Origin of the sequence: Thauera sp. 2A1 (assembly GCF_009469595.2) — a bacterium.
Classification (GTDB): Bacteria; Pseudomonadota; Gammaproteobacteria; order Burkholderiales; family Rhodocyclaceae; genus Thauera.
This window is the reverse complement of the sequence record NZ_SSXV01000022.1, coordinates 21,521-45,913: the sequence shown is the minus strand read 5'-3', so window position 1 is coordinate 45,913 and position 24,393 is coordinate 21,521. Positions and strand designations below refer to the sequence as shown.

Sequence of the window (24,393 nt, the reverse complement as noted above, 5' to 3'; positions counted from 1 at the left end):
TGCGCTGGGCGGCGGCATGAATCTGGAGCCATCGCAGTTCTCGACGACATGGCACGTCTTCATGCTGCTCCTCGCGCTCGCCGCGGGCTACGACATTCTTCGACGGGCACCGTGGACGCGGCTGCGCGAGGGGCCAACGTTGAATGTGATGCTGGGCTGCGCGACGGCATTGACGCTGCTCTGGAGCATGAAGGCAGGCGTCAAACCCGGACTGGACCTGCATCTTGTCGGTGCCATGGCGGCGACGCTGATCCTTGGCCCGAGGCTGGCGATGGTGGCGATGGCGCTGGCGCTGTGCGGAATAGCCCTCAACGGCAGCACCGAATGGTTGGCATGGCCGGTCAATTTCATGCTGATGGTCGTCGTGCCGGTGCTCATTGCGGCGGGCCTGCAAAGGCTGGTCGAGCGCTGGTTGCCGGCCCATTTTTTCATTTTCATCTTCGTCATCGGCTTTGCCGGCGCGGCATTGACCGTGATCCTGCAGGGGGTGTTCGCTTCGCTGGTGCTGGCGCTCGCAGGTGCCTATCCGGCCGAATTCCTGATGACGGAGTACCTGCCGTTCTTCCTGCTGCTGGGTTTTTCGGAAGCCTGGATCAGCGGTGCGGTAGTCACCCTGCTCGTGATCTACAAGCCGGAGTGGGTATCGAGTTTCGACGATGACCGCTACCTGCTGAACAAGTGACGCCAAGTCACATTTCAATCGAACGAAACGGAGGGAATCAACCGATGAGCAACTACGCTGCACCCATTCGCGACATGCAGTTCGTGATGCGCGAGCTGGCCGGCCTCGACGAGGTCGCTGCGCTGCCCGGCAATGAAGAGGTTTCGGTCGATCTGGTCGATGCCATCCTCGAAGAGGCCGACAAGTTCGCCAGCGGCGTGCTCGCGCCGCTGAACTGGACGGGCGACCAGGAAGGCGCCACCTGGCACGACGGGGAAGTGAAGACCGCCACCGGTTGGAAGTCGGCCTACGACCAGTTCACCGAGGCGGGCTGGACCGCGCTGGCGGGCGAACCCGAGTTCGGCGGCCAGGGCCTGCCCAAGCTCGTCGCGACCGCGGTGATGGAGATGTGGAAGTCCGCCAACATGGCCTTCTCGCTGTGCCCGATGCTCACCACGGGTGCAATCGAGGCGTTGCTGCTGTGTGGCAACGACGAACAGAAGGCGATGTACCTGCCGAAGATGGTCTCGGGCGAATGGACCGGCACCATGAACCTGACCGAACCTCAGGCTGGTTCCGACCTCGCCGCGGTGCGCACCAAGGCCGAACCGCAGGGCGACGGCACCTACAAGATCTTCGGCCAGAAGATCTTCATCACCTATGGCGAGCACGACCTCACCGACAACATCATCCACCTGGTGCTGGCTCGCCTGCCGGACGCGCCCGAGGGCGTGAAGGGCATCTCGCTGTTCGTCGTGCCGAAGTTCCTCGTCAATGCCGACGGCAGCCTGGGCGCGCGCAACGACGTGCATTGCGTGTCGATCGAGCACAAGCTCGGCATCCACGCCAGCCCGACCGCGGTGCTGGCCTTCGGCGACAAGGGCGGTGCCATCGGCACCCTGGTGGGCGAGCCCAACCGTGGCCTCGAGTACATGTTCATCATGATGAACGAGGCCCGTTTTGCGGTGGGAATGGAAGGTCTGGCGCTGTCCGAGCGCGCCTACCAGCACGCGCTGCAATACGCCAAGGAACGTGTGCAGGGCACCGAGGCCGGCGTCCGTGGTGGCCCCAAGGTCAGCATCATCCACCATGCCGACGTGCGCCGCATGCTGATGTCGATGAAGAGCAAGACCGAGGCGATGCGGGCGTTGGCCTATGTTGTGGGGGCTGCCTCCGACAAGGCGCATTGCCATGCGGACCCCGAGGTGCGCGCGCGCAACCAGGCTTTCGTCGACCTCATGATTCCGGTGGTGAAGGGCTGGTGCACCGAGAACTCGGTCGATGTGGCCTCGGTCGGCGTCCAGGTGCACGGCGGCATGGGTTTCATCGAGGAAACCGGCGCAGCGCAGCATCTGCGCGACGCCCGCATCACGCCGATCTACGAAGGCACCACCGCGATCCAGGCCAACGACCTGATCGGGCGCAAGATCGCACGTGAAAACGGCGTGACCGTCGCTGGCGTCGTTGCCGAGATGCGCAAGGTCGAGGCCGAACTCGGCGCCACCGATGGCGAAGCCTTCGCGGCGATCCGTCGCGCCCTGGGCGCCGGGATCACCGCAGTGGAAGAGGCGGTTGCCTACATCCTCGCCACCTACGCCAAGGATATCAAGGCGGCATCGGTGGGGTCCGTGCCTTTCCTCAAGCTGCTGGGCATCGTCGCGGGCGGCTGGCAGATGGCGCGCGCGGCGCTCATCGCGCAGAAGAAGCTTGCCGCAGGCGAAGGCGATGCGCGTTTCCTGCAGGCGAAGATCGTCACTGCGCGCTTCTACGCCGACCACGTGCTGGCCGAAGCACCGGGCTTGTCATACACGGTGGTCAATGGCGCAGGGGGCGCGCTGGAGCTTGCCGAAGAGCAGTTCTGACGGCTGACTGGCCCGAGGCCTGGCGGGTCGTCGCCGGACCTCGCGGCACGCAAGCCCAGATGAAAAAGGCCGGCGGAGCGATCCGTCGGCCTTCTGTTTTTCGTGCCCGGTGCGGCGAACTGCGGCCGGGCCTGTTGCTGCTCGCTGTGCTTACTGCACCTTGGCCTTGCTGCGCAGCTCGAGCACGTGCTTCTCGACCTTCTGCTGCTGCAGGCGTTGCTGCAGTTGCGGCTTCACTTCATCGAACGAGGGTGCCTGCAGCGGACGCACGTCGTCGAGCATGATTACGTGGTAGCCGAAGTCGCTCTTCACCGGGGTGGTGGTGTACTTGCCTTTCTCGAGCTTGACCATCGCGTCGGAGAAGGGCTTCACGAACATGCCCGGATTGCTCCAGCCGAGATCGCCGCCGCGCTCCTTCGAACCCGGATCGCGCGACTCCTTCGCCAGGTCTTCGAACTTGGAACCGTTCTGCAGCTTGGAGATGATCGCCTTGGCCTGGTCCTCCGTCTCGACCAGCACGTGGCGCGGCTTGTACTCCTTGTCACCCATGCGCGACTTGATGCCGTCGTACTCCTTGCGCAGATCTGCATCGGTGACAGGATTCGCTTTCACGTAATCCTGCAGGTAGGCGCGGATCAGGATCGCCTGCTTGGCCATGTCCATTTGCGCCTGCACGTCGGACTTCTTGTCGAAACCCTTCTTCGACGCCTCCTGGCTCAGCACTTCTCGACGCACCAGTTCTTCGCGGACCGCGTCGCGCAATTGCGCACTTTCGGGGGCGCCCTGGGCACGCTGCTCGGCGATCATTGCGTCCGCGCGGGCCGCCGAGATGGCCGTGCCGTTGACGGTGGCGATCGGCTCGGCCGCCAGCGCAGGAAGAGTGAGGAAGCCGGCAAGCAGGGAAATGGCGAGACGGCTCGGAAAAATCTTCATCGGGGTTCCTCGTGACTGAGTTGCTTGGTGGCCTCGGTGGCCGAAACGGCGCGGATGGCGAGCGCATGAATGTCGGTCTTCATCATGTCGCCAAGCGCGTCATAAATCATGCGGTGGCGTGCCACCGTATTCCTGGATTCGAACTGCGCCGAAACGATCAGCAGGCGGTAATGGCCGCCGCCGCTGCGCGCTCCGGCGTGGCCGGCATGCAGTGCGCTGTCGTCGCCGATCTCGATGCGTTCGGGCTGCAGCGGGGCGAGTCTTGCCCTCATCTTTTCCTGGGTGGTCACGGGAGGACCTTCTTGAAGGGCTTCACGCTGGTACGGGCAAAGACCCCCTGCGTGACGTAGGGATCGTCGGCAAACCATTGCTCGGCGGCCGCCAGCGACTCGAATTCGGCGACCATCAGCGTGCCGCTGAAGCCGGCAGGACCGGGATCCGGCGAATCGATCGCGGGCATCGGCCCGGCCAGTACCAGGCGCCCCTCGTCACGCAGCGCCTCGAGACGTGCCAGGTGCGCCGGGCGAGCCTTCAGGCGTGCCTCAAGGCTGCCCGGAACGTCGTCTCCGATCATGGCGTAAAGCATCAGTTGGTTTCCTCGATGTGTCTGGAAAGATACACGCCCTGGCCCAGCACGAACGCAAGCATCAGGCCGGTGGCGCCGAACAGCTTGAAATTGACCCAGGTTTCCTCGCTGAAGCTGTAGGCGACGTAAAGGTTGATGAGGCCCATGGCCAGGAAGAAGCCCGCCCACGCCAGATTCAGCCGCGCCCATACGGAGTCGGGCAACTGGATTTGCGCCTCGAGCATCTTGCGAATGAGATTCCGTCTGAATAAAGAGGCGGAAACGAGCAGCACCGCACCGAACAGCCAATAGAGGGCGGTGGGCTTCCACTTGATGAATGTCGGGTTGTGGAAGAACAGCGTTGCGCCGCCGAAGACCACGATGATCGCGAGGCTGACCCAGAGCATCGCATCCACCTTCCGATGCTTGATCCAGACGATGGCGATCTGCAGGAAGGTGGCGACGATGGTGGCCGCGGTGGCGATCAGGATGGGGGCTTGCGTCGCCATGATGCCGCTGCCGAACCACTGGGTCGCCAGCGCATGGGCCGCGTCCGGATTGGCGCCTGCGATCTTGTAGGTGGCGAAGAAGAGGATGACCGGCAGGAGGTCGAAGAGGAATTTCATGAACGCGAATTATAGAGGACCGTCACGGCTTTGATCCCGCGCTGCCGTCATCGGCCTGCGCTGGAGACTCGGCGCGATTGCGCATGTGGTTGGCGAGGGCAGCGAGGGATTCGTGCAGGCGGATGCGCAGCGCCCCGTCGTGCACGAACTCGTCAAGCGCCTGGCGCATGCACAACATCCATTGGTCCCGCTCGGCACGGCCGATCGAGAACGGAAGGTGGCGGGCACGCAGGAAGGGCGGGCCATAACGTTCGACGTAAAGATTCGGGCCGCCCAGCCAGCCAGACAGGAAAAGGAAGAGCTTTTCCTCGGATCCTGCGAGGTCCGCACCGTGCAATTTGCGCACATCCCATGCCTCGGGGAGTGTGTCCATCAGTTCGTAAAATCGTTTGACGATGGCACGCACGGTCGGTTCTCCACCGATCAGTTCGTAGGGGGAGAGCGGGGGCTTGGGGCTTGTTTCAGGCTGCATGAATGTCGATCAGGTTTGAGCCCAGGCACACGGCGGCTCGCTTGGCGCCGTTCTGCGGTGTGCCGGGGAAAGAACGCCGCAAATTATTCATCAGTTCCGGGAATTGCGTGCGGGAATTTCCACGACTGGGGCAACTGCGCCGCCGGCGCGGTCCCGGCGGGGCGGCGAAGGGCGTGGTTCATCCTTGCCCACCCTTCATCAAGGCTCTTGCGCTGTCACCCGGCGGGGCGGGCCTGGTCGGTGACCCGCCGGTGCGCGGCAGGCGAAGAATGGCACGCAGTCCGCCACCCTCGCGCGGCAACAGGTCGAGGCGTCCATGGTGGGATCGCATCACGCGGTCGACGATCGCCAGGCCCAGGCCCGCGCCCTTGGTGTTGGAGCGTGCTTCCTCCAGCCGGGTGAAGGGATGGCGCATGCGCTCGACCTGGTCGAGGGGGATGCCGGGGCCTCGATCGGCGACCTCGATGCAGACGTCCTTGTCTTCCGAATACACCTGGACATCGATCGGTTTGTCCTCGCCGGCGTAGCGCAGCGCGTTGTCGATCAGGTTGGAGAGCGATCGGCGCAGCGGCAGCGCGCGCGCCTCGGTGACGAGCGTGTCCGGTGCGTCGATCCTGACGTCGAGCCCCCTTAGCCTGTAGGGCTCCGTGACGTCGCGCGCGAGCCCCGCGGTGTCGACCGGCTGGGCCGGTTCCTGGCTGTCACCGCGCCCGAAATCGAGGAACTGGCCGATGATGCGGTCCATCTCCTCGATGTCGGCAACCATGGCGAGCACCTCGCCCGACGGTGCGCCAGACATCTCGATCCCGAGCCGCAGGCGAGCAAGCGGAGTGCGCAGGTCGTGTGACACTCCCGCCAGGATGAGCGCACGGTCGGCGTCGGTGCGGGCCAGTTCCCCAGCCATGCGGTTGAAGGCGCGCGCCACCACTGCGATCTCTTGTGGCCCCTTCTCTTCCTGCACCGGCGGGGTGCGGCCGCTGCCGACCATCAGCGCCGCCCGTGTCAGATTACGCAAGGGCCGGCTGATGCGCGAGACGATGACGAATGCCCCCGTGAGCGCAACCAGCAGCGCGGCGCCACCCCAGGCGAGCCATTCGAAGGCGTGGTGTTGCTCGATGCGGTCCGCCGGCAGCATCACCCAGTACTCGTCGGTATTGTCGTCGGGGTCGAGCCGGAAGCTGACCCAGAATCCGTCGAGCGACTTCCAGCGCGAAGCAAAGCGGGTGTGCGCGCCGAGCTGCTGGCGCACGTGGGTGGTGAGGAGGTTCAGCGGACGGGTGTCGGGCAGTGGCTCGACGTCATCGGAAGGCTCGGCCGGGTAGATCCGGATGCCTTCCAGCGCCGCAAGCTCGATCAGCAGGTCGGTGCGGCGGTCGGCATCGGCGTTGATGAGCGCGGTGCGTGTCAGGTTGACCACGCTTGCAACCATCTGGGCGACGTCACGCGCGCGTGCGGGCTCCTGGAAGTAGCGAAAGATCTGCGACCAGACGCCCAGCGAGACGATGAGCAGCAGCCCCACGAGAATGAAGGTCTGCCATAGGAGCGAACGCGGCAACCATCGGGAAAGCGGCGCAGCCAGCGTGCGCAGGAAGCTCGACATCAGGTATGCGGCGCCGGTCTACTGTGCCTCATCGCCAGCAGACTTGCTGTCGTCAGGCACGAAGACATACCCGAAGCCCCACACGGTCTGGATGTACCTCGGCTTGGCCGGATCGTCCTCCACCAGCTTTCGAAGTCGCGAGACTTGCACGTCGATGGCGCGATCGAACACACCGTATTCGCGACCGCGTGCGAGTTCCATCAGCTTGTCGCGCGAAAGCGGCTGGCGTGGATGCTGCAGCAGAACCTTCAGCAGCGAGAACTCTCCGGTCGTGAGCTGGATTTCCTCTCCGTCGCGCGTGAGTGATCGCGTGCCCAGATTTACCTGCACGCGGCCAAAGGAGACGACCTCGTCTTCAGGCGTGGGCGCACCCGGCAGCGTCTGCGGCTGGCGGCGCATGACGGCCTGGATGCGCGCGACGAGCTCGCGCGGATTGAAGGGCTTGGCGAGGTAGTCGTCGGCGCCCATTTCAAGGCCCAGGATGCGATCGACGTCGTCGCCTTTGGCCGTCAGCATGATGATGGGGATGGGATTCTCGGCGGCTCGCAGGCGCCGGCAGATGGCAAGGCCATCCTCGCCGGGCAGCATGAGGTCGAGCACGATGAGGTCGAAGTGTTCGCGGTGCAGTGCGCGATCCATCATCGGCGCATCGCCGACTGCCTTGACGGCAAATCCCTGTTCCTGGAGATAACGCGACAAGAGCTCGCGCAGGCGAGCGTCATCGTCGACCAGCAGTACGCGGTAGCGGGTTTTTGCATTCATGGGACGAATCGTATCCTCGACGAATTCCAGTTGCCAGTGGACGCCGTGTGCCGCGGGCAGCTTGCACGGTAACGCTTCGTAAGTGCGCATAGGGAGCGCAACATGGGCTTACAAAAGGCCCGGAGAGCTGCGGCGGGACGCTATCCATCGTTGTTCGATTGCCGTATTTTTCGCCCATCCACCCAAAACCTTCGCGGGGATCAGTCCGGCCTCGCGAGTCTGCGATGAAGTTTCCATTCTCATCTGCCTCGTTCCGACCGCTGTGCAGGTTTCGCCTACGGCATCTGCTGCTTGTTGTCATGTTGCCCCTGGTTTGTATGGGTGCCCATGCGCGGCCGCCCATGTTCGATGGTTTCCTTGCGGGCGAGCGCGACCGCGCCGAGCGCCCGGCCGGACTGCGTGAATCTCTCGCGCCGCGCAACGACCGTGAGGAATCGGCGCCCACGAGACGCAAGCTGAGCACCGAGGAGCGCAGCGCGCTTCGCCGTGACCTGCGCGACGCTATGCGAGGCGCCTATCCGGAAGACCCGCGTCCGCCGCGCCGGCGCAACTGACGCCGGACGCCGGTGGAGAGGACTGCACGCATCGCTGGCAGTAGAATGCCGGTCCATGAACATCCTGGCGATCGAAACATCGTGCGAGATCGGCAGCATTGCGCTGCTGAGCGGAGAAGACCTCCTGGAGTGCGAGCTGGACGGCATTGCGGCTCACTCCGAAGGCGTGCTGCCAGGCATCGACTGGCTGCTCGCTGAGGCCGGGCTGACCGTGAGCCGTCTCGACGCGATCGCGTTCGGCAGCGGGCCGGGCGCATTCACCGGCCTGCGGCTGGCATGCGGTGTCGCTCAAGGTCTGGCGCTTGGCGGGGGCCAGGGGGTGATCCCTGTGTGCAGCCTCGAGGCGCTTGCCTCGCTGTGTCCGGAACAGCGCATCCTGGCCGCCACCGACGCGCGGCTGGGCGAGCTGTACTTCTGCTTCTATGAGCGCGACGGCGACGGCACCCTCGTGGCGCAGGGTGAGCCAGCCTGTGTGCGGCCCGAAGCGACTGCCGTGCGCGAAGGGAAGTGGTTCGGTGTCGGCTCAGGTTTCGCGGTGCACGGCGAGGCCCTGCGTTCGCGCCTTGGTGAAGCGCTTGCTGGCTTCGATGCAGAGGTCATCCCACGCGCCGCGCAGGTAGCCCGGCTAGCGGCAGCACGTTTGCGACGCGGTGAAGTGGTCACGCCGCAACATGCCGCTCCGCTGTATGTGCGCGACAAGGTGGCGCTCACCACGGCCGAGCGACTGGCCAGCGGAGGCAGGGCTTGAAGTCGCAAGCCTCCTCTTCCGACCTTCACTTCGGTCCGATGACGGAACAGGATCTCGACTGGGTCGTCGCTTGCGAACGGGATCTGCATGCATTTCCGTGGACCCGCGGCAACTTCGTCGACTCACTGGTGGCCGGATATGGTTGCTGGCTGCTGAAGGTGGAAGGGCGCCGCGCCGGCTACGCGGTGATGATGCGGGTCCTCGACGAGGCGCATCTGCTCGACATCAGCGTCGACCGCAGCTATCAGGGGCGCGGTCACGGTGCGGCATTGCTCGACCACCTTCGCGAAGAGGCGCGACGCCATGGCGCCACGCAGTTCTTCCTCGAGGTGAGGCCCTCCAACGAGGCGGCGCTTGCGCTGTATCGGAAGCATGGCTTCGAGCATATCGGGCGCCGGCGAGACTACTACCCAGCGGTGGATGGGCGCGAGGATGCGATCGTGATGAGGTGTGCACTTTGACAGCGTCCATCGCGCATCCATCGTCGGCCGCCAGGCGCCGCGCCGCAGTGCTGCGCGAGATGGGGTTGGGTCCGGTCTGGCGCTTGCGCGGCAGAGACCACGCTAAAGTGATGGCGCCGAACGCTGAAGCGCTCGCAGCGCGGATTCCCGATGCGGCGGCCGCGCTCCCGATGGCGGCGGGCGGCGTAGCTTCGGCGCCGGAGCCGCAGCGGTCGACGCCGACGCAGCCATTGGAGCGCATTGAGCGCCTGCATGCCGCCGCCCAGTCGCGCCCGTCAGGCGGTGAAGGGCGCCAGTTCGCCGCGGATCACCGCTCCGCGCCGCTGAAGTCGGCCGCGCACGACTCGGCACCGAGGTCGTCTGCGCGGACCGGGCTGGATCAGGATCCGTCTGGCGAGCGCGCCCGACGCATCGCCACGCTGGCCTGGGACGATCTCGAGGCGGACATCCGTGAGTGCCGTGCGTGCGTGCTGTGCGAGCGTCGTAGCCAGGCGGTTCCCGGTGTAGGCGACCGGCGTGCGCGCTGGATGCTGGTGGGCGAGGGACCCGGGGCCGAGGAGGACTTGCGCGGCGAGCCCTTCGTCGGCCAGGCGGGGCGGCTGCTCGACAACATGCTCGGCTCAATCGGACTCAAGCGCGGTGACGATGTCTACATCGCCAACGCAGTGAAGTGCCGCCCGCCGCATAACCGCACGCCCGAGGCCGGCGAGGTCGCCGCCTGCCTGCCCTACCTGGAGCGGCAGATCGACCTCGTGCAGCCGCGGCTGCTGGTCGCGCTCGGACGGCCGGCTGCGCAGGCGCTGCTGGGCAGCGAAGTCCGCATTGGTGCGGCACGTGGAAAGCTGTTCGCCCACCGCGGGATTCCGGTGGTCGTGACCTACCATCCAGCCTATCTGCTGCGCAACTCGCAGGACAAGGGCAAGGCCTGGGAAGATCTGTGCTTTGCGCGGCACTGCATGCAGGCAAGCCCCAGCGCCTGAAGTCGGCGGGCGGCGTCATTGCTTGCTGTCAATGACGAGCCGGCAGAAGACGGAAGAGGCGGCCTCATCTGGCCGCCTCGACGCCAGTCAATGCGGGTGGTCTTCGAGCAGCGATACCGCGTCGTGCTCGCGCTGGTTGGCCTGGTGGCGCAGCCTCACCAGATACATGGAAATCGCGACGAACAGGCCGAACAGCACGATCACGGTGTTGATCGAAAGCCCGAGCATGATCAGCACGGCGTAGGTGCCGGTCATCATCAGGATCGAAAGGTTCTCGTTGAAGTTCTGCACTGCGATGGAGTGTCCGGCCCCCATCAGGATGTGCCCGCGGTGCTGCAGCAGGGCGTTCATCGGGACGACGAAGAATCCCGCCAGGCCGCCGACGATCACCATCAACACCATCGCGACACGGGAATCGGTCACACCGATCATCACCAGTACCACCAGGCCCATCGCAATGCCGAGCGGGATGACCTGCACCGAGCGCCGTAGCGTGATGAACCGTGCGGCGAGCACGGCGCCCAAGGCGACGCCGATGGCCACTACGCCCTGCAGCATCGAAGCCTGGGACAACGACAGGCCGAGGTTGTGTTCGGCCCACTTGATCACGATGAACTGCAGGGTTGCGCCCGCGCCCCAGAACAGCGTGGTGACGGCAAGCGAGATCTGGCCGAGCTTGTCGCGCCAGAGCAGCTTGAGGCAGTGGTTGAAGTCGTGGATCAGGTACAGCGGGTTGTTCTTGAGCGGCTTGTGGTCGACTCCGGTATCGGGCACATACAGATTGAAGCCCGCTGCGATCAGGTACAGCGTGCCGATCGCCAGCACGCCCGCCTCGAAGGCCGAATGCACCAGCGGCAGGTGCAGCGACAGCAGCCAGGCGGACACGTCGTTGCGGATGAGGATGCCCCCCATCACCGTGCCCAGGATGATCGCGCCCACCGTCAGGCCCTCGATCCAGCCGTTGGCCACGACCAGCAGACGGTGCGGCAGGTATTCGGTGAGGATTCCGTACTTCGCGGGCGAATAGGCGGCGGCACCCAGGCCGATCACCGCATAGGCAAACAGCGGATGCACGCCGAGGAACAGCATCAGGCAGCCGCCGATCTTGATCGTGTTGCTGATCAACATCACGCGCCACTTGGGCATCGAGTCGGCGAACGCGCCGACGAAGGCAGCCAGGGCGACGTAGGACACGGTGAAGAAGAGTTTGAGCAGCGGCTCGTACTCCGCAGGAGCGGACATGTCCCGCAGCAGGGCGATTGCGACGATGAGCAGGGCGTTGTCGGCGAGCGCGGAGAAGAACTGCGCTGCCATGATGATGTAGAAGCCGAGCGGCATCGTGTGAGTCGAGCGTCGCGATATCGGGAGCGCGGTTTATAACACGAAGCTGCACGCCTTGTGAGGCGCGGCTGCCGGCTTCGAGTCGATGTCGTGGTGAGATCGACGGGATTTTGTGATCTAATTCCGTTCATAAAACACACTTATCATGCGTATGGCAGATCGCAGACTCCAGGTTTTTCACGCCGTGGCGAAGCACGGCTCGTTCACGCGCGCGGCCGAGCATCTCTTCATGACGCAGCCGGCGGTCACTTTCCAGATCAAGCAGCTCGAAGAGCACTTCGACACACGGCTGCTCGATCGCGGGCATGGCAAGATCAGCCTCACGGCGGCCGGCGAGCTCGTGCTTGCTTACGCGGAGCGGATCCTCGGCCTGTCGGAGGAGCTCGAGTCGCGCGTTTCGGAGCTCACCGACGAACTCGCCGGCACGCTCAACATCGGCACCAGCACGACGATTGCCGCCTACTGGCTGCCGCGCCTGCTGGAAGGCTTCAAGCGCCGCTTTCCCCGGGTGGTGCCACGCGTCGTCGTCGGCAACTCCCAGCTCACGGAAGATCGCGTGGCGGCGCGGGATCTGGATATCGGCCTGATCGAGATCGTCAGCGACCAGAACTCGATCGAGTGCCGCAGCGCGGCCAAGGACGAGCTGATGGTCATCTGCAGCGCGGACCATCCGCTCGCCCGCTTCGAGCGGCTCAAGGCCGGTGACCTGGTCGGCCATCCCTTCATCAACCGCGACAGCGGCAACGCGATCCGTCAGCTCTCGGAAGAGTTCTTCGCCGCCGCCGGGATCCAGATGAGCGAGGTTCCGCTCTGCGCGGAGCTGGGCAGCCTCGCTACGGTGAAGCATCTCGCCGCCGAAGGCCTGGGCTTTGCGATTGCATCGCGCGTTGCGATCCGGCGCGACGTGCGCGAGGGCAAGCTGGTCGCGGTGCCGCTCGAACCACAGATGTTCACGCCGCTCGAAGTCATCATTCCGCGCGACAAGTTCCGCTCGCGGCTGATCACCACCTTCGCCGATTTCGCCTGTGAGGAAATGGCGAGAATGGAACGGGAAGCCTGCGGGACGGATTGATGGCGAAATCGCGCACGGCCTACGTCTGCACCGAGTGCGGCGCGCAGCTTGCACGCTGGCAGGGGCAGTGCCCGCAGTGTCAGGCGTGGAACACGCTGGTCGAGAGCGTGGTGGAGGCTGCGCCGGGCGCGGGCGGGCGGTTCGCCGCAATTGCCGGCCAGGCGAGCCGCCTGCAGCCCTTGTCGTCGCTGCAGCCGCGTGAGGAGCCTCGGCAACCGACCGGGCTGGAGGAGTTCGATCGCGTGCTGGGTGGCGGCCTGGTGAGTGGCGGCGTGGTGCTGATCGGCGGTGATCCCGGCATCGGCAAGTCCACGCTGCTGCTGCAGGCCCTGTCGCACCTGGCCGGCAGTCAGAGCGTGGTGTACGTGAGCGGCGAGGAGTCGGGCGAGCAGGTGGCGCTGCGCGCGCAGCGGCTGCAACTGCCGCCATCGCCGCTGCAGATGCTGGCTGAGATCAACCTCGAGCGCATCCTCGCCGCGCTGCGCGACAGCCGTCCGCGCGTGGCAGTGATCGACTCGATCCAGACGGTCTATTCCGAGACCTTGCAGTCGGCGCCGGGTTCGGTGGCGCAGGTGCGCGAATGCGCGGCACAGCTCACCCGCTTCGCCAAGCAGAGCGGCACCAGCCTGATCCTCGTCGGCCACGTCACCAAGGACGGCACCCTCGCCGGTCCCCGGGTGCTAGAGCACATCGTCGATACCGTGCTGTATTTCGAAGGCGACACGCATTCCAGCTTCCGGCTCATCCGCGCATTCAAGAACCGCTTCGGTGCGGTGAACGAGCTGGGCGTGTTCGCGATGACCGAGCGCGGCCTGCGTGGCGTGTCCAATCCGTCGGCCATCTTCCTGTCGCAGCATGGCCAGCAGGTACCCGGGAGTTGCGTGCTGGTGACGCAGGAGGGGACGCGGCCGTTGCTCGTCGAGATCCAGGCGCTGGTTGATGCCGCGCACAGCCCCAACCCGCGCCGGCTGTCGGTCGGGCTCGAGCAGACGCGCCTGGCGATGCTGCTGGCAGTCCTGCATCGTCATGCCGGCATCGCCTGCTTTGATCAGGATGTCTTCGTCAACGCGGTGGGCGGTGTCAAAATTGCCGAACCTGCTGCCGATCTCGCCATCCTTTTCGCCATTGTCTCCTCGCTGCGCAGCCGACCGCTGCGGCGCGGGCTGGCGGTGTTCGGCGAAGTGGGCCTGGCGGGCGAGATCCGGCCTGCGCCGCGCGGTCAGGAGCGGCTCAAGGAAGCAGCCAAACTCGGCTTCGACGTCGCCATCGTTCCGAAGGCCAATGCGCCGAAGCAGGCGCCCGAAGGAATGCGGGTGATCGCCGTCGAGCGGGTCGAGGAGGCCCTGGAGCGGCTGCGCGATCTGGAATGAAAACTTCTCCGCCACGCATCACGCGTTCGCGGACCCATTGGAGAACAACATGGCCTCATCGTCCGACAGCGTCAGCATGGCGCTGTTCTGCGACTTCGAGAACGTCGCGCTCGGCGTGCGCGATGCGAACTACGAGAAGTTCGACATCAAGCGCGTGCTGGAGCGTTTGCTGCTGAAGGGTAGCATTGTCGTCAAGAAGGCGTATTGCGACTGGGATCGCTACAAGAGCTTCAAGGCCTCCATGCACGAAGCCAATTTCGAGTTGATCGAGATTCCGCACGTGCGCCAGTCCGGCAAGAATTCGGCCGACATCCGGCTCGTGGTCGACGCGCTCGACCTGTGCTACACGAAGTCGCATGTTGATACCTTCGTCATCATCAGTGGCGATTCCGATTTCTCGCCCCTGGTTTCCAAGTTGCGCGAGAACGCCAAGCAGGTGATCGGCGTGGGCGTGAAGCAGTCGACCTCCGACCTGCTGATCGCCAATTGCGACGAGTTCATCTTCTACGACGACCTCGTGCGCGAGAGCCAGCGCAATGCGCGCAAGGAGGCGCGTGAGACGCAGGCGTCGGCCAAGCGCTCGCCCGAGGAAGAGAAGCGCCGGCGCGAGGAGGTCGAGGCGCGCAAGGCGCAGGCGATCGAGTTCGCGGTGCAGACTTTCGACGCCCTTTATGCCGAACGCGGCGACTCCGGCAAGATCTGGGCTTCGGTGCTGAAGGAAGCAATGAAGCGGCGCAAGCCCGACTTCAGCGAGTCGTACTACGGCTTCCGCGCCTTCGGCAACCTGCTCGAGGAGGCGCGCGCGCGTGGCCTGCTCGATTTCACGCGCGACGAGAAGGGGCGGACCTTCGTGTCACGCGGTCACACCGAGGCTGTGCGCATCGACGCGCCGAATGGGCGCGGATCCGGCGAAACGGCGGAGGTCCTTGCCGACAGCGATGCTGAGGCGGCGATGGCCGAGGGAACGGTGGATGTCGCGCCGCGGGAGGGCGGCCGCAAGCCGGCCAAGGAGGGCCGCCGTCGTGGTCGCAAGACCGGCGAGGCGACGTCAGTTGCGCGCGAGCCGGTGGCGAGCGAGCTCGCGGGGGGCGAAGCCCTTGCAAGCCAGGTGGAGCCGGGCCAGGTGGAGCATCGGGCCGAGGCCGTAACACCGGGAGCCGACGAAGGGATCGAGGCGGGGATGCCGTCGGAGGCTGCCGCGCAGGCCGCTGCCGAGAGTGGCTCCGGACAGAAGCGCAAATCTGCCACGCCACGCGGTGGCTCGGCTCGCAAGCGTGGACGCAAGAGTGCGGACGAGGCGACTGCCGCTGACCACGTGACGACAGCCCCAACGCTTGAAGCCGCCACTGTTTCTCCGACTGGTGCGGGCGCCGGCGATGCGGAGAGGGCGCAGCACCACGAGCCGGTGTCAGAGCCGCAGCCGGCCGTCGTGGCTGCAGTGGCCGAGGCGGATGCCGTGGCTGAAAAGAAGCCGCGCAAGCAGGCCAGCCGCGGCCGGCGGCCGCGCAAGCAGGAGTTGCCTCCCGACGCCGTCGAATAGGCGTCCTGTCCGTTATGTAAACGGGCAAGCCGGGCCTGCTGCCACCGATGGGTGGAGCGGGCCCGGCCGCGCGGGTTGTCTTCAGGCCGCGATCAGAAGTGCCATTCCATCTGCAAGGTCGGGGCGTAGGTGTTGATGCCCGGCTTCTCGCGACCGTTAGCGAAGGCGTGGTTGCCGAACTTGTTCAGCCAGAGTTCGTAACCCACCCCCATGAAGAACACGTTCTTCTTGCCTGTCGCCATCTGCCCGACGTCCGCCATCAGCGAGGTGCGCATCAGCGTCTCTGCCTCGGTCTTCACGCCGGCGTAGTCCTTGCCCTTCTCGCTGTTGTAGTTCAGGAAACCCTGGAATTTCAGCGGTACCGGGCCGGCCTGGAACGGGATGCCCCAGGCTACGCTGACGATCCACTGCGGATCGAAGGAAATGTCGTGGTTGGGGCAGAGCCTGTCGATCAGGCCGCAGTGGTTCCACTCCTTGCCGTACAGCAGACTGACGTCGAGGAAGCCCGGAACGTCAAACTTCAGCGTCGGACCCACCACGAGCAGGCGCTTGCGCGGCGCGAACTCGGTGTTCTTGCTGTTGAGGTCGAAACCGGCAGTCAGCGCCACTTCCTTGACCGGTCCGAACGCGAGGTTCCTGTCGAATGCCTTGCCGAGATGGAGCTGGTGGCGGTAGGTCAGGTAAAACTCGGTGGCGCCATCCTTGCTGCGATTGGCGGGGTCTTTCGAGTCCGACTGCAGGACATCGAGGTTCACGAAGTTCTGGCCAATCGAATATCCGCTGGCATGGGTGAATTGCAGTACGTTCTTCTCGACTTCGTTGCGGTTGTTCGGTTCCCGGAATTCGCCGCTATAGCGGTAGCCGATGAAGGTATCGCTCCAGGTCGCGGCCTGGGCGGCGGGCGCGGCAAGCGTGGCGAGGGCGAAGGCGAGGGGGGTGAGTCGTGATTTCATGCGGAGGTCTCCGTGTGCTTGGGGTTTTGGATCAGTGAGCTTCGGCCGCCTTGGCCGCCTCGATGGCGCCGGCCCTGTCTTCCTTGCCGCCGTTGAAATACAGGTTCAGCAGGACAGCGGCGATGGCGGTCAGCAGGATTCCGGATTCGAGCAGCGGGTGCAGGCTGTGCGCCATGTGCTGCATCCAGCGCAGCGCAACCAGCGGCACCAGGCCGAAGCCGATCGACAGCGCGACGATGTACAGGTTGTTGCGGTTGCCGCGGAAATCGACGTTGGCGAGGATGCGGACGCCGGTCGCCGCCACCATGCCGAACATCACCAGACCGGCCCCGCCGAGCACGAAGGTGGGCACGGATTCGACCAGCGCGGCCATCTTCGGCAGCATGCCCAGCACCATCATGATCACGCCCGCCGCCACGCACACCCAGCGGCTCTTGACGCCGGTCACGCCCACCAGGCCGACGTTCTGCGAGAAGCTGGTGTAGGGGAAGGTGTTGAAGATGCCGCCGATCAGCGTGCCCAGGCCGTCGGTACGCAGGCCGGCCGCGAGCTCGGTACGGGAAATGCGCTTGTCGGTGATCTCGCCCAGCGCCAGGAACATGCCGACCGACTCGATCATCACCACCACCATGACCAGCGTCATGGTCAGGACCATCACCGGATCGAAGGTGGGCATGCCGAAGGCGAAGGGTGTGACGACGTCGAACCAGTGCGCTTTCGCCACCTTGTCGAAATGCATCTTGCCCATCACCACCGCGACGACGCAGCCGACGATGATCCCGAGCAGCACCGCGATGTTGGCGAGGAAGCCGCGGCCATAGCGGACGAGGAGCAGGATCACGACCAGCACGAACGCCGCCACCGCCATGGTGTCGAGCGCGCCGTAGTTCGGGTTGTTGGCCATCGGGATGGGGCCGGGCAGCTTGGTCAGCTCGACGCCGGTCTCGAGCGCCTTGGCCTTTGCCCCGTCGACCATCTGCACCAGCTTGGGCACGTCAACGCTCTGCGCCAGGTTGGCGGGGCCGCCCAGCGCCCAGCCCACGCCAACACGCATCAGGCTGATGCCGATGATCGCGATGATGGTGCCGGTGACAACTGGCGGGAAGAAGCGCAGCAGCCGGCTCATGAAGGGCGCGATGAAGATGGAGATGATGCCGGCGCCGATGATCGCGCCGAAGATCGCGCGCGCGCCCTCGGGACCACCCTGGACGTTGGCCATTGCCACCATCGGGCCAACGGCAGCGAAGGTGACGCCCATCATCACCGGCAGCTTGATGCCGAAGTACTTGCTGAAACCCAGCGACTGGATGAGCGTCACCAGACCGCAGCAGAACAGGTCGGCAGAAATCAGCATCGCCACCTGTTCTGGAGAAAGGTTGAGGGCGCGGCCGACGATCAGCGGCACTGCGACCGCGCCGGCGTACATCACGAGTACGTGCTGCATGCCCAGGGCTGCGAGGCGGCCACCGGGTAGTTTCTGGTCGACGGGATGGACCTCGGGGGTGCCGCCTTCCAGTGCGTGCTCTGACATGGGTGTCTCCTTGCTTCTTTCGATTGTCTCTCGTTGGCCAATCCGGCCTGGGTGGGTGCGCGTCGTAATGAACGCGTTCTGCAAGGGGTCAGGCAGCAGGTTCCCTGTGTTCTGTCCGCTTGGGGGTTTCCCGTTGCAGTGTTGTCCGGCGGCTCTTGCCCGCATCGCGCTGCGCTGACCTGGAGCGCAGCCTAGGAGAATCGACTTTGGTGATGTCGCGAGCTGGGCTAATAGCTGGAATAAGAAAATTTATATTGTCGCGACGCAATATTTCGCAACATTTGTTTCTTTTGATTCGGCTCCCGTGTACGTGGCAAGGCCGTGCGTTCGCTGGAACGGCACGGCCTTGGGGAGGAAAGACCGGATTATTCAGGGGCGCGGGAAGTCAGGCTAGCGCACCAGTCAGCAGCAGGTAGCCAGGCAGCCAACCGGTGAAGATGCCCTGGCTGATGGCGACGCCGGCGGTCAGGCGGGCGATTGGTTTCTGCAGGGCCAGCAGTACGAAGAAGAGCAGCCACAGCACGGCCCATGCGGCCCACGATAGCCCCAGCCACCAGTCCCAGGTCGTGGACGCCATGCGCAGGGAATCGATCGCAACCGGTATTGCCGTGACGGCGACGAAGAGGCTGAACCACCCCAGGCCACGGCCGTCGGCGCCGGTCAGGCGATTGAATGCCACCCAGAGGTAGGTGAATGAGAACAGCAGGGACAGCGCCGCGCCCTTGATCGATGCCGCGTCGGCGCCCTCGCCGAGAGCGAGCTTGAGCGATATGAGCAAGGTCAGCCCGCCGGTGAACAGGTTAATGATCGTGATCTCGCGATCTGCGATCCGGCCCAGCATCCACAAGCCGTTGAGAATCAGCACTGCTCCGACATAGAACAGCGACAGACCGAGCAGCATTGTGCACTCCTTTGGTGCAAATGGTGGCGTACGGAGTTTAAGGGCAAGCCGCTCCCGGGGCACTGCGCAAGCCGTGATAGGGCGGATCAGCAGCTCCGTATCTTCGCGACCGCGGCTTGTTCTCGCGCATGGCGGCGAGCGGGTGGTCTGGCGTGCTTTCTGATGTTAGGGTGGGCGGCACGCAAGACGGGTTCCCGGGCGCCAGGCGTTGGCCGGGAATCGTTTCCCTTACTTGCTCTGGACCTTGCCCCACAGGCGCAGGCGCGAGACGCAGCCTTTGGGGAATATGTTGAAGCGGATGTGGGTGATCGTCTCAGGCTTGGCGACCTGTTCGATGAAGGTGTGGATCTGGCCGTTCTTCGCAGCCTGTCTTGTATTCTTGCCGAGATCGGATGGGGATATGGGTGTCGCCGCCACCTTGATGGCGTCCTGTTGACTAGGCGCTGCACGCGGCGCTTGCCGCGGCGCTGCGAAACGACAGCGCGCACGAGATCGACCTGCGCAAGCGCGACCGCATTTCCGTCATCCAGCATTCACGTCCGCTGCTGCCCGATCGCATCGTGCCGGCGATGGAAGAGCATTTTGCGATCATGGATGCAATCGCCGAAGGGAACGAGGAGGTGGCGGCCGGCGCGGTCAGGGAGCATTTCCGCCAGACACTGCGCTGGTGGGGTATTGTCGTCGGCTGAAGTCTGTCGCGCACCAGATGGAAGACGACCAGAAGGATGGCGAGCAGTGGGTCGATGAAGGCTGGGAGGATGTCCACCGTGCACTGGGTCACTTTTGGCAAGCTGAGTCGCTTCGACGGCCGATGGAGATCAGGTTGACCGCAGCGATGGCGCAGTTTTGGCGCACCGCGACCATCGCCGGCTATCGGCTGCGGTGCTGGGGCTTTGCTCGCCGTTGCCGTGGTGCGGGCGCATCGTCGCGTCTATGTCGCTCGCCACTGGATCGCACGCCCCTTGCTGGCCGAGCGACTGCGCCCGCGTGGGTGATGGGACATCACTTTGCATGCATTCTCGCCCCCGAAGCAAGATGGCGCTCGGGGCATCGAGACGGTCATGGGCAAGGGCATCCGACTCCGCCGGTTCCGCCGCTTCTTGATCACCTCGGGATAATCAGAGGAGACGACACTCAATGCGACCGACCCCACCCGATACCGGGCGCCGCTTCCCGAGCGGTGCGCCCATTGCAGCCCATTCCGCGCCCGCGCAGCCGCATGCGGTGCGGGCAGCCGAACGTGAGGCGGTGCAAGGCGAGGCTTCTGTTGTTCGAATCCTGGTGGTCAACCCGAATAGTTCGGACGACTTCACCAGGTTGATCGCCCGTGAGGTCCGCCGCGCCGCGTCGCCCGGCGTGGAAGTGGTCGAGACCACGGCAGCTTTCGGGCCGCGCTACATCGGTACCCGCGCTACGGCGGCGATTGCCGGCCATGCCGCAGTCGACGCGCTGGCCCGTGTGCTTGCCACCGATGCCTGCTTCGATGCCGCGATCCTCGCGGGTTTTGGCGCCCAGGGAGCGGCGGCGATGCGCGAGCTGGCACCGTTCCCGATCGTGGACATGCTCGAGGCGTCCGCCTCGGCGGCCATAGCGCTCGGCAAACGCTTCTCGGTCCTCACCGGCGGCGAGCGCTGGGTGCAGATGCTCAAGGAGCGTTTCGATGATCTGGGCCTGTCGAGCCGGGTCGCGTCCGTCCGCTCCATTCCCCTGACAGGCGCCGAGATCGTCGAGGATCAGCAGCGTGCCTTCGCATTGCTTGCGCAACTGTCCGAGACCTGTGCACGTGAAGACGGCGCGGATTGCGTGATCCTGGGCGGGGCGGCAGTGGCCGGGATTCCACGCCAGATCGCCGACAGGGTGAGCGTGCCTCTGATTGACAATGTGGCAATCTCGGTTGCGATGGCGGAATTGCTCGCCCACAATGTCGGCCGCGCGAGGGCGGATGGCAAGGCACGGCCCGGGATCGAAAGTGCCGGCCTGTCCCCGGCGTTGGCGGCGTTGATCAAGTAGGTAGAAGCCGGCAGGACGGCGGGCAGTACCGATTTTTCGACGGCCGCGCTTGTCGCCACATCGTCCCGCGTGGCGACGGCATGGGCGGGTCGTCGTGATCGGTACTATCACGATCGTGATATCTCCATCTTTCTTTGCCGGAATATGATTTCCGCCTGAACATCGTTTTTGCCGGTCACGACGGCGACCTTTCTGAATCTGCATTTCTTCGACCGTGCCATCCTCGCGGAATGGCGCGGACTTTTTCTTTGGAGATCCGATGCCTGCGTCTGGCAAGTCTCGCCTTGCGTTCGTCGCGTTGACGCTTTTGGCCTTGATCTGGGGCTACAACTGGGTGGTGATGAAGCAGGTCATCCAGTATGTCGATCCGTTCGATTTCTCTGCCATCCGCACCGTGCTCGGCGCCGCCACCCTGTTTTTGGTGTTGTTGATCCTGCGCCGGCCGATGAAGATCACGGCCTTGCGTCAGGTGGCGCTGCTCGGCGTGCTGCAGACGGCAGCCTTCACCGCGCTGATCCAGTGGGCTTTGGTGGCGGGCGGCGCGGGCAAGACCGCAGTGCTCGTGTACACGATGCCGTTCTGGGTCTTGCCGATGGCCTGGTGGCTGCTGGGAGAACGGATAAAGGGGTCGCAATGGTTCGCGATTGCGGTCGCAGGCCTCGGCCTCGTGCTGGTGCTGGAGCCGTGGGCGATGCGCGGGAGCCTGTTCAGCAACCTGCTGGCCATCGCCGGCGGCCTCATATGGGCGGCCTCGGCGGTGCTGGCCAAGCGCATGCGCCGCGACCACGCCTTCGATCTGCTGTCCCTGACCGCCTGGCAGATGCTGTTCGGCGCGCTTGTGCTGTGCGTGATCGCAGTGCTGCATCCATCGCGGCCGATCGATCCCACGCCGTACTTCTTCGGCGCGCTGGCCTTCAATGCGGTGCTGGCGACCGGCCTGGCTTGGTTGCTGTGGCTATACGTGCTGCAGCATCTGTCCACCGGCCTGGCCGGATTGTCCACGCTGGGCGTCCCGATGATCGGCGCGCTGGCCGGGTGGCTGGAACTCGGCGAGCGCCCGGGCGCGGTGGAACTGACCGGTATGCTGCTGATCGGAACGGCGCTGGCGCTGATCAGCGTGATGGCCCTGTGGCAGTCCCGCCGGGCCGGGGCGGATCGATGAGGGCCGTCCGAACGTGCCTGCCCGATTGCGCAGGTGTCTTGCGTGCATGGTGTGCGCGGAGCCCGAGCGGCGACAGGGCGGGATCGCTCGTCGCGGGCACCTCCGTATTTCTACGGAGCGGGGCAGGCCACCCTGCGTAGGTGCCCGGATGGGCCGAGGCACGGGAAATTCATAGACTCCATTCATCGATCGGACATGCCGATCCCCTACCGGTGAGCCGCATGAATAAGCAGCCCCTTCTCGCTTCCGTACACCGCGGCGTCGACGCGCAACGCCACGTCGGCCATGCTTGAAACCTCGCAGACGAACGCGGGCGCCGCCACGCTCGGCGACATCCCGGGCTTCCTCGTGCTGGGAGGTGGCGTGCCGGTGAAGGCGGGCGACGAAGTCGTTGGCGCAGTCGGCGTCGGCGGTGCTCGCGGTGGCCACCTGGCCGAGCAGTGTGCGGTCGCCGGTATCGAACGTGCAGCCGACCTGCTGAGTAAGCGCGCAGCGGGGCGCCCGCATGCTTCGGCACCGGGCGCCGCTCGATCTTCAAGGAGGGAAGTCACCATGGCCCCCAGGACACTTCTTGCCGGCGCCGCGCTGGTCGTTGCCGGACTGGCGGCCGGTCTTGCACCGCTGGATGCTGCGGCACAGGTGCCGCCGTCGGCGCGCGAGGCTGCCGCGTACTCGGGCCTGCACGCGGCGGCGTGGTCCGGCAACGCGGCCGCGATCGCCCGCCTGGTCGCCCAGGGGGCGGCGCTCGATGCACGCGACGGGCGGGGCCGCACGCCCCTGCATGTCGCCACCCATGCCCGCCGGCGCGACGCGATCCGCGCACTGCTGCAGGCAGGGGCGAACATCGACCTGCTCGATGCCGACCGCTACGACGCCGTCACCATCGCCGCGGTGGCCGATGACGAGCAGACCCTCGACCTGCTGCTGGAACTCGGTGCTCGTGCCGACCAGGTCACCAGCCGCTACGACGGCACCGCGCTGATCGCCGCTGCCCACCTTGGCCACGACGGCGTCGTGCGCCGCCTCATCGCGGCCGGTGCGCCGCTGGACCATATCAACAATCTGCACTGGACCGCGCTGATCGAGTCCATCGTGCTCGGCGACGGCGGTCCGCGCCACGTCGCCACGCTGAAGGCGCTGATCGATGCCGGCGCCCGGAGCGACATCGGCGATCGCAGCGGCGTCTTGCCGCTGCAGATGGCGCGGCAGCGCGGCTACGACGATATGGTGCGTATCCTCGAACGCGCCGAGGCGGCCCGATAGCTCGCCCCCTCCCCCCAAGCATCCCCTGCCGCCAGCCCCGCCATGTCGCCGCTGCTTCATGAAGGCGCCGGCGGCCGCCATGCGATGACCGCGAGCCGCGCGGGGTGGAGCGAAGCGCCGACGCGTGGCAAAGTGAGCGCCCCGATCCTTCTCAGCGTGACGACGCGATGTTCTACGGCATCACCGACCTGACGACCTTCATCCTCGGCACCGTCTTCATCGTGCTGTTGCCGGGGCCGAACTCCCTCTATGTGATGGCGACGGCCTCGCGCTGGGGCGTCGCGGCCGGCTACCGCGGGGCCTGCGGCATCTTCGTCGGTGACACCATCCTGATGCTGCTCGCGGTCACCGGCACTGCTTCGCTGCTGCGCGCCACCCCCGAGCTGTTCATGGCCATCAAGTATGCGGGGGCGGCCTATCTTGCGTGGGTCGGCTTCAATTTGCTGCGCGGTGCGCTGGCCACCTGGCGGCGCGGCGACGCGACGCCGGATTCCACCGCCGGCACCGCGCCGGACTATCCCAAGGTCCGCGGCACGCCGCACCCCTTCCGCACCGCGTTGATCATCAGCCTGATGAACCCGAAGGCGATCCTGTTCTTCGTGTCCTTCTTCATCCAGTTCGTCGACCCGGGCTACGCGCACCCCGGGCTCTCCTTCCTGATGCTCGGCGTCATCGTGCAGGTGTGCAGCGTGATCCACCTGTCGGTGCTGATCTTCGCCGGCGCCCGGCTCGCCGCCCAGTTCCGCCGCCACCACCGCGTCGCCGCGGGCGCCACCGCCGGCGTCGGCGGCTTGTTCATCGGTTTCGGAGCCAAGCTGGCGACGGCGACGCTGGGGTAGGGGGCTGGCTTTCAGGCAGCCTGCTCTCGACGTCCCGTCCTTGCCGCCCATCGGCTGCGGACGAGGTGGAGTCATCGCAGATCGTCCGCTGCCGGCAAGGAACGCCCTGGCCCATATCTCGACCGCGGGCTGACTTGTGGCGTGTCGGATCGTGTAGACCAGCGCAAGCATCGCCGCCCGCATGCGC

Annotated in this window: 26 protein-coding genes; 14 read left to right on the top strand and 12 right to left on the bottom strand. The window is 65.5% G+C overall.

The genetic code is table 11. The features are described from left to right. Positions 1-16: 16 nt before the first annotated feature. Both GH664_RS17500 and GH664_RS17495 read left to right on the top strand, forming a co-directional pair. Complete coding sequence (locus GH664_RS17500) at positions 17-682, top strand: energy-coupling factor ABC transporter permease (protein ID WP_153169351.1); 666 nt, start codon at positions 17-19, stop codon at positions 680-682. 44 nt (positions 683-726) lie between these two features. Beyond that, positions 727-2,523 carry an acyl-CoA dehydrogenase gene (locus GH664_RS17495; RefSeq protein WP_153169350.1) on the top strand — a complete coding sequence of 599 codons (1,797 nt, stop codon included), beginning with the start codon at positions 727-729 and terminating at the stop codon, positions 2,521-2,523. Positions 2,524-2,673: 150 nt separating this feature from the next. Here GH664_RS17495 and GH664_RS17490 read toward each other — a convergent pair whose 3' ends face one another. The 7 genes from GH664_RS17490 to ompR form a co-directional block, all read right to left on the bottom strand. Next, positions 2,674-3,456, bottom strand: a complete 783-nt coding sequence (locus GH664_RS17490; RefSeq protein WP_153169349.1) for a peptidylprolyl isomerase — start codon at positions 3,454-3,456, stop codon at positions 2,674-2,676. Continuing rightward, entirely contained in the window at positions 3,453-3,728 is a 276-nt protein-coding gene (locus GH664_RS17485; protein WP_228111593.1) for a BolA family transcriptional regulator, read from the bottom strand. The genes GH664_RS17490 and GH664_RS17485 overlap by 4 nt, the downstream gene beginning before the upstream one ends. Positions 3,729-3,742: 14 nt before the next feature. After that, positions 3,743-4,042: a YciI family protein gene (locus GH664_RS17480; protein WP_153169347.1), complete on the bottom strand. Its 300-nt coding sequence runs from the start codon at positions 4,040-4,042 to the stop codon at positions 3,743-3,745. Further along, positions 4,042-4,647, bottom strand: a complete 606-nt coding sequence (locus GH664_RS17475; RefSeq protein ID WP_153169346.1) for a septation protein A — start codon at positions 4,645-4,647, stop codon at positions 4,042-4,044. Before GH664_RS17475 ends, GH664_RS17480 begins: the two co-directional genes overlap by 1 nt. A gap of 22 nt (positions 4,648-4,669) precedes the next feature. Further along, on the bottom strand, positions 4,670-5,119 hold the full coding sequence (locus GH664_RS17470) for a group II truncated hemoglobin (protein ID WP_153169345.1): 450 nt from the start codon (positions 5,117-5,119) through the stop codon (positions 4,670-4,672). Between the two features lie 178 nt (positions 5,120-5,297). Further along, a complete protein-coding gene (locus tag GH664_RS17465; protein WP_153169344.1) occupies positions 5,298-6,719 on the bottom strand; it encodes an ATP-binding protein in 1,422 nt (473 codons plus the stop codon). 18 nt (positions 6,720-6,737) lie between these two features. Continuing rightward, a complete protein-coding gene (ompR, locus tag GH664_RS17460; RefSeq protein ID WP_153169343.1) occupies positions 6,738-7,481 on the bottom strand; it encodes a two-component system response regulator OmpR in 744 nt (247 codons plus the stop codon). Positions 7,482-7,822: 341 nt separating this feature from the next. Between ompR and GH664_RS17455 the strand changes: the two genes are divergently transcribed. The 4 genes from GH664_RS17455 (at position 7,823) to GH664_RS17440 (ending at position 10,224) form a co-directional block, all read left to right on the top strand. Beyond that, entirely contained in the window at positions 7,823-8,035 is a 213-nt protein-coding gene (locus tag GH664_RS17455) for a hypothetical protein (RefSeq protein ID WP_153169342.1), read from the top strand. Positions 8,036-8,090: 55 nt separating this feature from the next. Next, positions 8,091-8,783, top strand: a complete 693-nt coding sequence (gene tsaB, locus GH664_RS17450; RefSeq protein WP_153169341.1) for a tRNA (adenosine(37)-N6)-threonylcarbamoyltransferase complex dimerization subunit type 1 TsaB — start codon at positions 8,091-8,093, stop codon at positions 8,781-8,783. Positions 8,784-8,821: 38 nt separating this feature from the next. Beyond that, positions 8,822-9,244 (top strand): ribosomal protein S18-alanine N-acetyltransferase, encoded by a 423-nt coding sequence (gene rimI, locus GH664_RS17445; RefSeq protein ID WP_153169390.1) that lies wholly within the window; start codon positions 8,822-8,824, stop codon positions 9,242-9,244. Positions 9,245-9,354: 110 nt separating this feature from the next. Beyond that, entirely contained in the window at positions 9,355-10,224 is an 870-nt protein-coding gene (locus GH664_RS17440) for a uracil-DNA glycosylase (RefSeq protein ID WP_308445473.1), read from the top strand. Positions 10,225-10,311: 87 nt separating this feature from the next. Here the strand turns inward: GH664_RS17440 and lplT are convergent, their stop codons facing one another. Then, a complete protein-coding gene (gene lplT / locus GH664_RS17435) occupies positions 10,312-11,562 on the bottom strand; it encodes a lysophospholipid transporter LplT (protein ID WP_153169340.1) in 1,251 nt (416 codons plus the stop codon). A gap of 154 nt (positions 11,563-11,716) precedes the next feature. Between lplT and GH664_RS17430 the strand changes: the two genes are divergently transcribed. The 3 genes from GH664_RS17430 to GH664_RS17420 are packed head-to-tail and all read left to right on the top strand — an operon-like array spanning position 11,717 to position 15,547. Continuing rightward, entirely contained in the window at positions 11,717-12,637 is a 921-nt protein-coding gene (locus GH664_RS17430) for a LysR family transcriptional regulator (RefSeq protein WP_153169339.1), read from the top strand. Further along, a complete protein-coding gene (gene radA / locus GH664_RS17425; RefSeq protein WP_153169338.1) occupies positions 12,637-14,007 on the top strand; it encodes a DNA repair protein RadA in 1,371 nt (456 codons plus the stop codon). The genes GH664_RS17430 and radA overlap by 1 nt, the downstream gene beginning before the upstream one ends. Before the next feature lie 49 nt (positions 14,008-14,056). Continuing rightward, positions 14,057-15,547, top strand: a complete 1,491-nt coding sequence (locus GH664_RS17420; protein ID WP_153169337.1) for an NYN domain-containing protein — start codon at positions 14,057-14,059, stop codon at positions 15,545-15,547. Between the two features lie 92 nt (positions 15,548-15,639). Here the strand turns inward: GH664_RS17420 and GH664_RS17415 are convergent, their stop codons facing one another. From GH664_RS17415 to GH664_RS17400, 4 genes are all read right to left on the bottom strand, one after another. Then, positions 15,640-16,500, bottom strand: a complete 861-nt coding sequence (locus tag GH664_RS17415) for a hypothetical protein (RefSeq protein ID WP_153169336.1) — start codon at positions 16,498-16,500, stop codon at positions 15,640-15,642. Positions 16,501-16,531: 31 nt separating this feature from the next. Then, a complete protein-coding gene (locus GH664_RS17410; RefSeq protein WP_153169335.1) occupies positions 16,532-18,031 on the bottom strand; it encodes a nucleobase:cation symporter-2 family protein in 1,500 nt (499 codons plus the stop codon). 385 nt (positions 18,032-18,416) lie between these two features. After that, complete coding sequence (locus tag GH664_RS17405) at positions 18,417-18,932, bottom strand: AmiS/UreI family transporter (protein ID WP_153169334.1); 516 nt, start codon at positions 18,930-18,932, stop codon at positions 18,417-18,419. A 228-nt stretch (positions 18,933-19,160) separates the two neighbouring features. Next, complete coding sequence (locus GH664_RS17400) at positions 19,161-19,349, bottom strand: hypothetical protein (RefSeq protein WP_228111592.1); 189 nt, start codon at positions 19,347-19,349, stop codon at positions 19,161-19,163. A 26-nt stretch (positions 19,350-19,375) separates the two neighbouring features. Between GH664_RS17400 and GH664_RS17395 the strand changes: the two genes are divergently transcribed. The 5 genes from GH664_RS17395 (at position 19,376) to leuE (ending at position 24,206) form a co-directional block, all read left to right on the top strand. Then, the gene (locus GH664_RS17395; RefSeq protein ID WP_153169332.1) at positions 19,376-19,621 is read left to right on the top strand and encodes an FCD domain-containing protein; all 246 of its coding nucleotides are present in this window, start codon (positions 19,376-19,378) and stop codon (positions 19,619-19,621) included. 448 nt (positions 19,622-20,069) lie between these two features. Next, positions 20,070-20,942, top strand: a complete 873-nt coding sequence (locus tag GH664_RS17390) for an aspartate/glutamate racemase family protein (RefSeq protein ID WP_153169331.1) — start codon at positions 20,070-20,072, stop codon at positions 20,940-20,942. A 259-nt stretch (positions 20,943-21,201) separates the two neighbouring features. After that, a complete protein-coding gene (locus tag GH664_RS17385) occupies positions 21,202-22,104 on the top strand; it encodes a DMT family transporter (protein ID WP_153169330.1) in 903 nt (300 codons plus the stop codon). 225 nt (positions 22,105-22,329) lie between these two features. Continuing rightward, positions 22,330-23,367: an ankyrin repeat domain-containing protein gene (locus GH664_RS17380; RefSeq protein WP_228111594.1), complete on the top strand. Its 1,038-nt coding sequence runs from the start codon at positions 22,330-22,332 to the stop codon at positions 23,365-23,367. A 167-nt stretch (positions 23,368-23,534) separates the two neighbouring features. Continuing rightward, positions 23,535-24,206 (top strand): leucine efflux protein LeuE, encoded by a 672-nt coding sequence (gene leuE, locus GH664_RS17375; protein WP_153169388.1) that lies wholly within the window; start codon positions 23,535-23,537, stop codon positions 24,204-24,206. The last annotated feature ends 187 nt before the right edge of the window (positions 24,207-24,393 follow it).